The sequence below is a fragment of the Corynebacterium lubricantis DSM 45231 genome, assembly GCF_000379425.1.
Taxonomy (GTDB): Bacteria; Actinomycetota; Actinomycetes; order Mycobacteriales; family Mycobacteriaceae; genus Corynebacterium; species Corynebacterium lubricantis.
Genome location: NZ_KB902193.1, coordinates 191,679 through 203,712 on the forward strand (window position 1 = coordinate 191,679; position 12,034 = coordinate 203,712).

Annotated in this window: 13 protein-coding genes and 2 tRNA genes; 6 read left to right on the forward strand and 9 right to left on the reverse strand. The window is 59.1% G+C overall.

Translation table 11 applies throughout. The features are described from left to right. The first annotated feature begins 32 nt into the window (after nucleotides 1–32). On the forward strand, nucleotides 33–1,307 hold the full coding sequence (locus A37O_RS0106870; protein ID WP_018296769.1) for a Dyp-type peroxidase: 1,275 nt from the start codon (nucleotides 33–35) through the stop codon (nucleotides 1,305–1,307). A gap of 22 nt (nucleotides 1,308–1,329) precedes the next feature. Here A37O_RS0106870 and A37O_RS16110 read toward each other — a convergent pair whose 3' ends face one another. The 6 genes from A37O_RS16110 to A37O_RS0106895 form a co-directional block, all read right to left on the reverse strand. Then, nucleotides 1,330–1,662 (reverse strand): CHY zinc finger protein, encoded by a 333-nt coding sequence (locus A37O_RS16110; RefSeq protein WP_083912612.1) that lies wholly within the window; start codon nucleotides 1,660–1,662, stop codon nucleotides 1,330–1,332. Nucleotides 1,663–1,705: 43 nt separating this feature from the next. Continuing rightward, nucleotides 1,706–3,067 (reverse strand): MFS transporter, encoded by a 1,362-nt coding sequence (locus A37O_RS0106875; protein WP_051077961.1) that lies wholly within the window; start codon nucleotides 3,065–3,067, stop codon nucleotides 1,706–1,708. A 299-nt stretch (nucleotides 3,068–3,366) separates the two neighbouring features. Continuing rightward, nucleotides 3,367–4,431, reverse strand: coding sequence for a ThiF family adenylyltransferase (locus A37O_RS0106880; protein WP_018296771.1), 1,065 nt, complete (start codon nucleotides 4,429–4,431; stop codon nucleotides 3,367–3,369). After that, nucleotides 4,431–4,895, reverse strand: a complete 465-nt coding sequence (locus tag A37O_RS0106885) for a molybdenum cofactor biosynthesis protein MoaE (protein WP_018296772.1) — start codon at nucleotides 4,893–4,895, stop codon at nucleotides 4,431–4,433. Before A37O_RS0106885 ends, A37O_RS0106880 begins: the two co-directional genes overlap by 1 nt. Continuing rightward, nucleotides 4,885–5,361: a MogA/MoaB family molybdenum cofactor biosynthesis protein gene (locus tag A37O_RS0106890; protein WP_018296773.1), complete on the reverse strand. Its 477-nt coding sequence runs from the start codon at nucleotides 5,359–5,361 to the stop codon at nucleotides 4,885–4,887. The genes A37O_RS0106885 and A37O_RS0106890 overlap by 11 nt, the downstream gene beginning before the upstream one ends. Nucleotides 5,362–5,377: 16 nt before the next feature. Beyond that, nucleotides 5,378–6,562, reverse strand: coding sequence for a molybdopterin molybdotransferase MoeA (locus A37O_RS0106895; RefSeq protein WP_018296774.1), 1,185 nt, complete (start codon nucleotides 6,560–6,562; stop codon nucleotides 5,378–5,380). A gap of 71 nt (nucleotides 6,563–6,633) precedes the next feature. On the opposite strand from A37O_RS0106895, the gene A37O_RS0106900 reads away from it, so the two are divergent. After that, nucleotides 6,634–6,891: a MoaD/ThiS family protein gene (locus A37O_RS0106900; protein WP_018296775.1), complete on the forward strand. Its 258-nt coding sequence runs from the start codon at nucleotides 6,634–6,636 to the stop codon at nucleotides 6,889–6,891. Here the strand turns inward: A37O_RS0106900 and hisC are convergent. Further along, entirely contained in the window at nucleotides 6,888–7,910 is a 1,023-nt protein-coding gene (gene hisC / locus A37O_RS0106905; RefSeq protein WP_018296776.1) for a histidinol-phosphate transaminase, read from the reverse strand. The two genes, A37O_RS0106900 and hisC, sit on opposite strands and share 4 nt — an antisense overlap. A 66-nt stretch (nucleotides 7,911–7,976) precedes the next feature. On the opposite strand from hisC, the gene A37O_RS0106910 reads away from it, so the two are divergent. The 3 genes from A37O_RS0106910 to A37O_RS0106920 all read left to right on the forward strand — a co-directional run bounded on the left by A37O_RS0106910 (nucleotide 7,977) and on the right by A37O_RS0106920 (nucleotide 9,446). Next, nucleotides 7,977–8,066: transfer RNA gene (locus tag A37O_RS0106910), tRNA-Ser, on the forward strand. 1 nt (nucleotide 8,067) lies between these two features. Further along, a tRNA-Arg gene (locus tag A37O_RS0106915) sits at nucleotides 8,068–8,143 on the forward strand. Nucleotides 8,144–8,402: 259 nt separating this feature from the next. Beyond that, the gene (locus tag A37O_RS0106920; RefSeq protein WP_018296777.1) at nucleotides 8,403–9,446 is read left to right on the forward strand and encodes a GNAT family N-acetyltransferase; all 1,044 of its coding nucleotides are present in this window, start codon (nucleotides 8,403–8,405) and stop codon (nucleotides 9,444–9,446) included. Here A37O_RS0106920 and A37O_RS14880 read toward each other — a convergent pair whose 3' ends face one another. Next, nucleotides 9,447–10,094: a TetR/AcrR family transcriptional regulator gene (locus A37O_RS14880; protein ID WP_018296778.1), complete on the reverse strand. Its 648-nt coding sequence runs from the start codon at nucleotides 10,092–10,094 to the stop codon at nucleotides 9,447–9,449. It lies immediately after the preceding gene. Between the two features lie 116 nt (nucleotides 10,095–10,210). Beyond that, on the reverse strand, nucleotides 10,211–10,621 hold the full coding sequence (locus A37O_RS0106930; RefSeq protein WP_018296779.1) for a phage holin family protein: 411 nt from the start codon (nucleotides 10,619–10,621) through the stop codon (nucleotides 10,211–10,213). A 32-nt stretch (nucleotides 10,622–10,653) separates the two neighbouring features. Between A37O_RS0106930 and mgtE the strand changes: the two genes are divergently transcribed. Further along, nucleotides 10,654–12,030, forward strand: a complete 1,377-nt coding sequence (mgtE, locus tag A37O_RS0106935) for a magnesium transporter (protein ID WP_018296780.1) — start codon at nucleotides 10,654–10,656, stop codon at nucleotides 12,028–12,030. Nucleotides 12,031–12,034: the final 4 nt, after the last annotated feature.

A 12,034-nucleotide genomic window follows, 5' to 3' on the forward strand; every position in this document is an offset into this window, starting at 1 on the left:
CGATGGCACATGAACTAAGCGCACCCCAGGGGATGTCTCAGGGCCTGTCGCGGCGCGGTTTCCTCGCGCTGGTTGGCCTCGGCGGAGGTGGTGTTGCCGCAGGCTATCTCACCCATGCAGCAAGCAGTGCCCACGCGGCTCCCAGCAGCGGAGGCAGGCCAGAAAGCAGCGACTTGGTCTACGATTTCTTCGGTGCTCACCAGGCAGGCATCGTGACCCCGCAGCAAGACCAGATGCACATGGCCGCGTTTACCGTGGACGCGCAGACCACCCGCGAGGAGCTTATTGAGCTGCTGCGTGATTGGACGTTTGCTTCCTCGCGCATGACCCAAGGACTCGATGTCACCGACTCCGGTGCCTTCGGTTCGGGGCCGTATCTGCCACCCGACGACACCGGTGAGGCCCAAGGGTTCGGCTCTTTCGGGCTCACCATCACTTTTGGATTCGGGCCCTCCCTATATAAGGACTCCTCAGGCAACGATCGATTTGGCATCGCCGATCGGATGCCCATGGAGTTCACGACGCTGCCCACGATGGTCAACGACTTCATGGACCCGACCCACTCCGATGGCGATTTGTGTATCCAGGCATGCGCGCAGGATCCCCAGGTGGCGGTGCACGCGATCCGCAACCTCACCCGAATTGCCATGGGACGGGCGACGCTGAAGTGGTCGCAACTGGGCTTTGGTCGCAGTTCCTCCACCTCGGTGGAGCAGGCCACTCCGCGTAACCTCTTCGGCCTCAAAGACGGCACGAACAATCTCAAGGCCGAAGAACACGACATGCTTGATAAACATGTCTGGATCCCCGAGGCCTCCTCTGTGCCGCAGCTCGCAGGCGGCACGTACTTGATCGCGCGGCGCATCAGAATGACCATTGAGGTGTGGGACGGCGTCCGCCTCGAGGAGCAGGAACGCGTGGTGGGCCGGGATAAAGCAGAAGGCGCACCGCTGTCGGGCGGCGACGAATTCACGGCCCCGGATTTCGCAGCCCTTGGTCCTACGGGCAAGCCGCTTATCGACGAGCGCTCCCACCTGGCACGGGTCCACCCCGACGCAAATGGTGGCATCTCGATGCTGCGCCGCGGATACAACTTCGTGGATGGAAACGATGCGCAAGGACGCCTGAATGCGGGGCTCTTCTTCATCGCCTTCGTGAACGCGCCAGACCGTTTCGCCCGAGTGCACCAAAACATGGCGCGCGACGACATGTTCACCGAGTATCTCAAGACCACCGGATCCGCGGTCTTTCTAGTCCCGCCTGGAATCTCAGAGGGACAATATATCGGCCAGCAGGTATTCGGGTAGCTGGTGCTGGTGCTAAGCAGGGCTAAAGCTCAAAGTACAGAGGTGCGTGCAGAGAACATCCCGGGTTAAAGGGGTGCCCGCACGCACGGCAGGATGCCGCCTGAGAATATTCCGCGTAGTCCATTTCGTGTCCGCAGGCTCCGCACAAAGCTGCGGCGGCTCCGGCAGTGGGCATGCGTCCGAACGAGTGGTCCGTATTGTCGCGGTGGCACTGAAAACAAGCCCACCACTTATGGCAAGTGGCGCAATAGTTTGCAATCACGTCGCGCTCGGAGTGGTAGTGGGCACAGCGGCCTTGCTTGTCCACATCCGTGCCCCGAACTACTGTATTCGCAACAAAGTCCATGCGCCCCATTCTAGGAGTGCATGGACTTGTGCTGGTTCTTAGCGTTTTGTATCTAGCGAGTGACCGACTCAGCTTGCTCACGCTGTGCCGAGGTGCGTGCTTCTTCGGACTCGATGACCGTTGTCGCTGCTGGGGAGCGCGGGATCAGTGCGGTACATACGGCACCGACAAGTGCAGCAGCTGCGAAGATGTAGAAGGCGTAGGTGGGGCCAAGGCCTGCACCGATGATCAGACCACCGATGAGTGGGCCGAAGATACCGCCGAGGCGTCCGAAGCCTGCGGTCCAGGCCACACCGGCTGCGCGAGCCGAGGTGCCGTAGTAGTTGGCAGTCAGGCCGTAGGTGAGCACCTGGGTGCCCAGCACGCCGATACCGGCGAGGGCGATTGGGACGTACATCGGAGCGACAGTGTTGAACTGTGGCAGGATCGCCAGCGAGATTGCCGCCAACAGGAAGGTGGAGGTGATCACGGTCTTCGCGCCAATGCGGTCGGCGAACTTGGAAGCGATAAGACCACCGATCACTGCGCCACCGTTCAGTGCGAGCAGGGAGTAGAGCGAGTCGTGCGAGGAAGCGCCGTTGGCCTGCATGATCTTCGGCAGCCAGGTGTTCAGACCGTAAGTGGACAGCAGGCCGATGAAGCTCATCGCGCCGATCAAGATCGTGCCAGGCAGGTAGGAGCGGGAGAAAATTCCTGCGAAACCGGTCTTTTCCAGGTCGGACTTCTTCTGGTTGTCGCCGGAGGTGGCGCGCTTGACGGCAGCCGCGGCGGCTGGCTCAGCCATGAACTGGTCCTTTGGCAGACCGAAGCGGTCACAGGTGGCCTCGGCTTCGTCGCGACGCCCGCGGGTCATCAGCCAGCGTGGGGATTCCGGCAGTGCGAAGTACGCCAGTGGCAGCAGGAAGATTAGTGGGGAGGCGCCGATCATGAACAGACCGCGCCAGCCGATTGCGTCCTCGAAGAGGAGGGCGAACACGGAAGCCATCACGCCGCCGGCGGGGACGCCGGAGTACACGATTGCGTTGAAGAAGTTCTTGCGGTTTGCCGGAGCGAACTCGGCGATGATGGCACCGCCGGTGGCAACGATCATGCCCACACCGAGGCCGGTGAGGAAGCGCAGGAAGCCGAACATGAAGATCGAATTGGCCAGGGCGGTGACCAGCATGCCAATTGAGAACCAGGCGATGGCGGTGATCATCACTTTACGACGACCGAGGCGGTCACCGACGGCACCTGCGGAGAGTGCACCGATCATCACGCCGATCATGGCGTAGGAACCGAGGGTGCCGCCCACTGCTGGGCTGAGCTGGCCGATCTGGGTTGGGTCTTCCAACAGGGTGCCGAGGACGGCGCCGTAGATGACGAGATCATAGCCGTCGAAAAGAATAGAGATACCGACAATGGCGAGGACCATGTAGACAGTTCTCTTGTGTTTTGGCGAGGCCCATGTGGTGCCTCGCGCTGCGGTCTGAGTGGTTGACACAATGCGCTCCTTAACAAACTTTCTTATTTGTGACAGTAAGCACATTCAACGTGGGTTATTTGATTGGCGAAACTAGGGAGATGCCCAAAGAAACCCCGGGAGGATGTGTGCGCATGGTGAACTCGATGTTGCGAGAGCGTACAAGTTTGCTTTTTGGGAGTACGGGTGACATCGACCAATATGGCGAAAACGGCTGGTAAGGAGGGTGCTTTAGGCAAATCGGTCGATGGTTATACCTTTTTATTGCGCCCCGCGCCCTTCTGCCACGCGTCGATACCTCCGCGCAACGAAACCAGCCCCCGAATACCTTGTTTCTGCAGCGCAGCCACCGCCTTCGCGGAGCGTACTCCGGCCGCGCACTGGAAAACGACAGTTCGATCAGCGTCCCGAACCTGCTCGGGTACGAACCCACCCAGGATCTCGCCGAGCGGAATGTTGACCGCGCCGGGGATATGAAAAAGCGAAAACTCCTCGGGTTCGCGCACGTCAATAACCGTAACACCTGCAGGAATCTCGTCGACCTCATCCACAATGGGCACATCCGAGACCTGCTGCGGCGGCGCGGAAGCGAGCACGCGCTCGGTCACCGCTGGATCCCCCGCGAGTGGGATGTACTCCCACTTTCCAGTCAGCGAATCGTAGTAACCCAGGGTGCCTACAAGAGGCTCGCCGACCCCGATGATTAGCTTGAGCGCCTCCATGGCCATGGCAGAACCAGTCACCCCCACCACAGGTCCGAGCACCCCGGCCTGCGCACATGAGGGCACTACGCCGGGCGCGGGCGGGGTGGGGAAGAGGTCCTCGTAGACGGGCCCGTGACCTGCCCAGAACACCGAAAGTTGCGATTCGTAGCCCAAAATCGAACCCCACACGTGCGGGATTCCCAGGCGTGCAGCCGCGTGGGAGGCGATGTGGCGGGTATCAAAGTTGTCGGCGCCGTCCAGGATCACGTCGGCACCCTCAAATAATTCCAGGGCATTATCCCAGGTCAGGCGCTGATCAAGCTGGATCACTTCCACATCTGGGTTCAAATCCTGTACGGCCGCGGCCGCCGAGGCCACCTTGGAGGTGCCGATTCGCTCCGTGGTGTGGATGACTTGCCGATGCAGGTTGGAGAGATCAACCACGTCGTCGTCGATAAGCGAAATGCGTCCCACACCGGCACCCGCGAGATACAGCAATGCCGGCGAGCCGAGGCCGCCTGCGCCGATGACTGCGACGTGCGCGCCGAGCAGTTTTTCCTGCGCGTCGGTGCCTGTCAGGGTGATCTGGCGACGGTAGCGTGCGATGTCCATTAGTTCAGCCCCACCCACTGCGTGTCGCCGGAAGCCAATTCCTGCTCCTTCCAGATGGGTACCTCGGCCTTGACCCGATCCGCGAGCTCGGAGGCCGCAGCGAAGGCGTCCCCGCGGTGGGCCGCGGCCGCGAGAACAATGAAGGCTGCCTCGCCGATGGGGATGGGGCCGGTACGGTGTGCCGTCCAGACGCGCACATGCGGATGCTTGACGACGATTTCCTGCGCAATCCTGGTGATCTCCGCATCAGCGGTGGGGTGGCTGGAGTACGTCAGCGTAGCCACGCGCTGGCCGCCGTCGTGGTCGCGGACGATTCCCTCAAAGCTGACCAAGGCGCCCATCGCGCGTGTCATCGTGGCCTCGCGGGCGGCAGGCAGGAGCTCTTCGAGGTGATCCTCGGTCATAAAAGCGCCGATGACCTGGCCTGTTTGTGCGTAGACGTAGTCAGGATCTTTAGTGGACATTATTTCCTTCAATCGTGTCGATGATGTGTCCGAGTATCGGCTCGAGCACCGTGCAGCCGTCTTTCACTCCGCCACGGGAACCGGGCAGAGTCATCAAGAAAGTGTGGCCGCTCACCCCGGCAATGGCGCGAGAAATGATCGCTGTGGGCACCTTCTTTAAGCCTTCATTCCAGAATGCGTGAACGATGCCGGGGATCTCGCGCTCGATGTGGGGTGCGACGGCCTCCACCGTGAGATCGTCCGGGGTCAGGCCAGTTCCTCCGGAGGTGAGCACCACGTTGGGGAGGTTGTCCTGAGCGAAGAGCTCGTCGATCGTGCGCTGAATATCTTTGTCGGCCACCACTACCGCATCGGGGGTATCGAAGCCCTGCTCGCGCAGAAATTCCACGGCGAGAGGACCGGAGCGATCCTGGTAAATGCTTGTGGCAGCGCGCGTCGAAGCGACGATGACAAGTCCGGTACGCATGGATAGCTCCTAAATTTTAAAGGGGGTAGACGGTGACCAGGCTACCGGCTTGCACCGTGGTTGACTGCGGGATTCGAATCAGGCAATCCGCGGTCACCGCCTGGGAAATTAGGTGTGATGCGGCCCCGCCGATAGGCATCGCACTTACGGTGGCGTCCGCGTAGTTGAGGTGAGCGCGACGGAACTGCTCGCGCCCGGGGATACCTGTGGTTTCTTCGCTGAGTACGGCCTCTAAGGAAGGCGGCACCGTGCCTAAGAAGGGGGCGACGTAGAGCCGGAAACTGACCCACGTGGAGACGGGGTTGCCGGGCAGTGCGATCACCGGGGTGCCGTTCAGCTTTGCCAGGCCCTGTGGGCCACCGGGTTGCTGAGCAACGTGCCCGAACCAGCCCGAAGGCTCGAGGACCTGGCGTACGACCTCAAACTTTCCGGCACTGATTCCGCCGGAGGTCACTAGCGCGTCCGGCTGGTACTCGTCGATGGCCTGTTCGAGGTCGGCGCGCAGGGCCGCGGGGTCGTCGTTAGTGGACACATGGCCGACCACTTGGATGCCATAGTGCTCAGCGAGCGCCCGCAACATGGGCGCATTGGAGTCAGGGATGGTCGCAGCACCCGGGGCACCGATTTCAGCACCGCCGGTCACGATGACGATGCGGCCGGGACGCATGACTTCTACCTCGGCGATCGATTGAGCCGCAAGCGTTGCGACGACTGGCGCAGTCACCTTAGTTCCCGCAGGTACAACTATCCCGCCCGCAGGTATGTCAGATCCTTGGCGACGAATGAACTGTCCCGTTGGCACTGCCGGGACCTCAACGAATGCGCCCTCACTGCCAAAAGTGGGCGGAACACACTTTTCTACCGGGACGATCGCAGCCGTACCGCGGGGGATTCTTGCGCCCGTCATGATTGGGGCGATTGCGGCGGAAACGCCGTCGGGATAGATCTGATCGGGATCGGTGCCAGCGGCGACGGTCGGGCCCACGCGGAACTGCCCTGGGGTGCCGTTGATGTGGTCGATGGAGAGTGCATACCCATCCATCTGCGAATTATCGAAGCGTGGAGATGGGTGCTCAGCTATCACATCTTCTGCGGTGACTGCCTGCGCGTGGGCAGCATCAACCAACCCGAGGGAGATAGTTCCTCGCCTGCCAAGAAGGGATTCGACTGCCTGTGCGTGTTGCTCTGGTGTGCGTGCCATAATTACTTCCCGATATTACCCGGGACAACTGGTAGAAACTTCCACTAAAGCCTGGGATAGTAGAAGCCGAGATGGAAATTCACTATTTTGCTGCAGCACGCGCATCAGCCGGCACCGCAACGGAAACGCTGGGCGGAGATTTCTCCACGCTCAGCGACGTGCTCGATGCCGCGATTCGCCAACACGCCGAGCCAGTAGAAGGAGCACTGCCATTGGCTGAGGTGCTTGATCGCTGCACCTATTTACTCGACGGGCACCGCGCAGAGCGCAACGCACCCGTGGGCGGCGCGCAGCGGATTGATGTGCTCCCGCCGTTTGCCGGTGGCTAGGCGTTAATCGCGTCCCACACGGCGAGGAACTGATTTGCTTCTTCCTCGGTGGTCACAGAAACACGCAGACCCTCGGGGAAAGCACGAGCAAGGATGCCCTGCTCGGCGAGGGCCGCGGCCAGAGTGTTGGCATCGACGCCTGGAAGCCAGACGAAGTTCGCCTGCGAATGCTGTGCACCGATGTGGTCTGCGACGCGGTCTCGGATAGCCACGGTTTCATCCGTGCGCTCCAGCAGCTCGTCGGCGCTGCGTAGCGAGGCAACGGCGCCTGCTTGCGCCACCGCGGACACCCCAAAGGGGATAGCTACCTTGTCTAGCGCGGTAATCAATTCTTCCGAGCCGAACGCATAACCGACGCGCACACCAGCTAGGCCATAGGCCTTGGAGAAGGTACGGAGTCCCACCACGTTGGGGTAGCGCTCGATAGCCTCGGTTGCTACGACGGTATCTTCATCACGATTGAACTCGAAGTAGGCTTCGTCGAGGCCAACAACCACGTTGGTAGGGACCTTCGCCATGAACTCGTCGAACTCTGCCTGAGTGATGATTTGGCCCGAAGGGTTGTTGGGATTGCAGAGGAAAATGAGGGACGTGGAATCGTCGATAAGCGATGCCATGCGATCAAGGTCGTGCTTGCCGTCCTCCCGCAACTCCACGGGGCGTGGCTCGGCGCCAACAACCTGGGCGAAAATGGGGTACGCCTCGAAGCTGCGCCACGGGTAGATCACATTGTTGTGCTCGGTAGAGGTGATCTGGACGAGCTGCTGGCACAGCGCCGAGGAACCGTTGCCTACCGCGACCTGCTGTGGGGTTACGCCCAGGTGGTCGGCGAGCGCTTCCTTGAGCTCCTGGGCGCCCATATCCGGGTAGCGGTTGGCGGTGGCTGCTGCCTGCGCCATTGCCTCGACGGCAGACGCCAGCGGAGGGGTGGCAACCTCGTTGGAGGAGAGCTTTAAGGCCGTGGTGTTGCGCTTGCCTGGGACGTAGGCGGGGATCGTGGAGAGGTCAGGGCGAATCATGTGTTTTAGTCTAGTGCGGGTGGTTTGGTTTCAAACCACTGCATTAGGTACGATGCTTTATGGCCTGGAGATGTGCCAGAGTGGCCGATTGGGGCTCCCTGCTAAGGAGTTGACCACGCAAGTGGTCCGCAGGTTCAAATCCTGTCATCTCCGCCAGGCGCCCGTAGCTCAACGGATAGAGCATCTGACTACGGATCAGAAGGTTGGGGGTTCGAATCCCTCCGGGCGCACCAAATTTTTAGGTGTTATGCCCTCGCTCTCTGGAGTCGGGGGCGTTTTTCGTTTCGAGCTTGTCGGGTAGCTAGCCGGGCTCGAGCCACACGCTCGTGAACGCGGAACGGTCTGCACAAGAACCGGAAATCGGTACTGGTCTTCTGATAAATTCATTGACACGGCAAATTAGCCGGATATTTAGCAATTCCCTAATTCGCGTTGACAGAAGTCAGAAATTCGTTCTATGCGTGGTTTCGGGAGTTTGGGAGAGAGCGATCAATGAACAATCGAACAATCAACCTCATTAGTGACGACGATCCACTATGGACGGAGTTATTGACTCATGTCCGGCACGACCTCGATCACCTCCCCGAGTATCTCGGTTTTCGTGACAAGCACGCTGGCACAACTACGAAGATGTTTGTACTTCAAGAGGGGGAGAACCTTCTTCTAGTACCACTCGTGTTTACTCCCCTCGAACCTGGGTTCGTGGACGCGGCCTCACCACAGCTTCAATCCTCGCCGGTTTTTTCCGCGGAGTCGACTCCGGAATGGAGAAATGCAGCAATCGAGGAAATGCTGGAATTCTTGCGAGACAAGGGAGTCGTCTCGCTCTTTCTGAGAACCCACGCATTGCTTGATTCTGTGCACGAAGATTTCACGCCGTTTGGCACAGTAATGGAACATAATCTGACTTACGCCGTTCCACTGCAGGGTTCGCTCGACGAGATTCGTTCGCGAATGCGCAAGAACCACCAGCGGAACATCAAATCTGCAAAGAAGAAAGGACTTTCCGTAGTACAAGATACGGAATGGGAAAGTCTTGAAGAGTACCACTGGATTTATAGCCAAACAATGGAACGCGTCGGCGCCACCGATGAGTTTCGTTTTACCAAAGAGTACTTTGAAGAGCTGCGGGATGTTCTTGGGAGCCACGGTTCACTTTGGGTGATAAGAATCGATGGCGTGTTGGCTGGAGCTCACCTAGTTACTGAGGTGGATGGCACGGTGCAATACCTCTACGGTGGAAGCCACCCAGAATATTTCCGAAAATTCCCTCAAATTGCGCTATTTGATGCAGTCCTTGAATGGGCGTACGAGCGAGGGAACGATTATTACTTCCTCGGTGGTGGTTTGCAAGAATCCTTGCACCATTTCAAAGCCGGAATTACCGATTTCCATCCGCGGCCTGGAAGCGTTCGGATCGTGGTAAATCCAGAAGTATTCAATCGTCATTGTGCCCAGTGGGAGGCCACTTATGGGGAGAAGATTGAAGATCACGCTGGCTTTTTCCCGCCGTATCGACGTACCTTCGATGAGTGATTAGTTACTGAGCTTATTTTGATTAGGCTCTCCGGGCCCGCATCCTTGCATCCCAGCCCAGACCAACTCAAAGGCGCCCGTTAGACGTTTGTGCACCGCAGGGGTGTATTGGTCCTCGCCACGCACGACTACTTGGTAATAGATCGCGCCGTAAATGGCATCAAGTGCTGCGTCGAGATCCACATCAGCTTGAATGTCACCACGCTCCTGAGCAATGCGTAGCGCTGCGATTGGTGAACTGCGTCGAAGCTCGACGCTGTTGCTCCAATAGGATAACTGCAGATCGTGGTCGGCCATCATCAGTTCAAGACGCTTGCGGAAACGTCGGAAAGGATAGTTCGGCCCGACCGAATCATTAATGGGATCCTTGGGGAAAATCGTCTGTTTTAAGGCAGTCTTCACGTCTCCCGTTGTGTCGATGGCTACTGGTTTGCGACCTTTGTCCAGCGCTGCAGCCATCAAATCGGTCATCGAAGGCCAACGCCGATACACCGCCGCCCGGGACACCCCACTTTCAGAAACGACGGCGTTCACCGTGACTTGTTGGTCGTTGTCGATCAATCTGAGAGTCGCATCGAGGATTCTTTCGTCGAGGCCTTCTTGCCTCGGCCTGCCAGGGCCTGGATTAACGGGAATCGTACGAGTCATCGGGTCCAACGGTCCTCTCTTTAACAACGTGAGGGTGAGTACAACAAGTTTCTTGAAGGGGAGGTTCTATTATAAACGGAACTGCTGGAGTTCAATGCCTCGTCGCAAAGCGAAATCTACTGCCGCAGGCCACCGGTGACCATGCCCAGCAGGCCACGCGCGAGTGCCAGCACGGCGGCACCGATCAGGGCTGGCCAGAAGCCGTCGATGATTAACCCCAATCCGAATTGATTCGAGAGCCAGCCGGTCAGCGCAAACACGGCCGCGTTTAAAACGAGCACGAAAAGACCGAAGGTCAGGCAGGTGATGGGTAGTCCCAGGGCGCGCAGGATCGGGCTGACCACGGCGTTTACCACAATGAAGATGGCGGCCACGGCCAGAAAAGCAAGGACAAGATCGTTGCTCGGATCGCCGGTCCACGTGGTGGAGGGGCCCACCAGGTCGATGCCAGGGACGAGGGCGGTGACGGCCCATAGCGCGAGGGCCGTGATGATGACGTCGAGGAGAAAGTTAAACAGTCGGGCCATGGTTTTCCATTCTACTGGCCATTCCTGGCCTTATGCGTAACATCAAGGACGTGAAGCAGACTGATCAGCTGGCAATCCTCGAAGATGTTATGCGCTCTGACCAGGCAATTAGCCCGGAGCGCCTCGCAGAGCTCCAAGAAACCTTATCCGGGGTCAGTTTGAAAGACCTGATCGCACTCCTCGAGCGCACTACCGCCTCCCGCGGCGCAGTCCTCTTCCGGCTGCTCCCGCGCGACCGCGCCATCCAAGTCTTCGATGCACTCGATCCCAGCCACCAGGCCGACATGGTCAAGGCCCTTGGCAGTGACAATGTTGCGGATGTGTTCGGGGAGCTGGATCCAGAGGATAGAGCATCGCTTCTCGACGAACTCCCGGCCGAGATTTCCGAAGGAATGCTGCGTCACCTTGATGCCGAGAAGCAAGACGCAACCTGGACGGTCCTTGGCTTTGAAAAGGGCACCGTGGGCCGGCACATGTCGCCTGAAGTTCCCGATATCACTCCCGACATGACGGTGATGGAAACTCTGCGTAAGCTGCGCACGATTGCCGACGACGTGGAAACCATCTATACCCTTCCCATCGTGTTGGAGGATAGGAAGCTTGTCGGTGTGACATCTCTGCGTACCTTGTTTACTGCAGGTAGCGACGAGCTGGTTGCCAGCCTCATGAGCGAGCCCGTGTACGCGCACACCCATGATGATGCCGAAGAAACTGCACGCTGGTTCCTAGCACTCGATCTCATGGCCATGCCCATCGTGGATGAGTCGGACCGCCTAGTGGGCATTTTGACGTTCGACGATGCTCAAGACATCGTCGAGTGCGAAGATACAGAAGACTCGGCACGCGCTGGTGCCTCCGAGCCACTCGGTCAGCCCTACCTTTCTACGCCAGTGGGAAAGCTCGTGCGCTCGCGTATTATCTGGCTCGCCGTGTTGGCGGTATCGGCATTGTTGACGGTCCAGGTGCTGGATACTTTCGAATCCACCCTGGAAAAGGCTGTTGTGCTCTCCCTTTTCATTCCGCTACTCACGGGCACTGGTGGAAACACAGGAAACCAGGCGGCAACGACGATCACCCGCGCCTTGGCGCTTGGCGACGTGCGCAAACGCGACGTTCTCCAGGTAATGTGGCGTGAAATGCGCGTGGGCTTGATGCTCGGCGCGGTCCTGGGGCTTGCCGGATTCTTCCTCGCGTGGTGGGCCTACGGGCTTCCCATCGGAATCATTATCGGTGTGACATTGATTTTAGTCTGTACGATGTCGGCCACCGTCGGCGGCGCGATGCCCATCTTGGCTAAAGCAATCGGCGCCGATCCAGCCGTATTTTCTAATCCATTCATCACTACGTTCTGTGACGCTGCGGGTCTGATTATTTACTTCCTGATTGCCAAGTCCGTGTTGGGGATTTAACAGT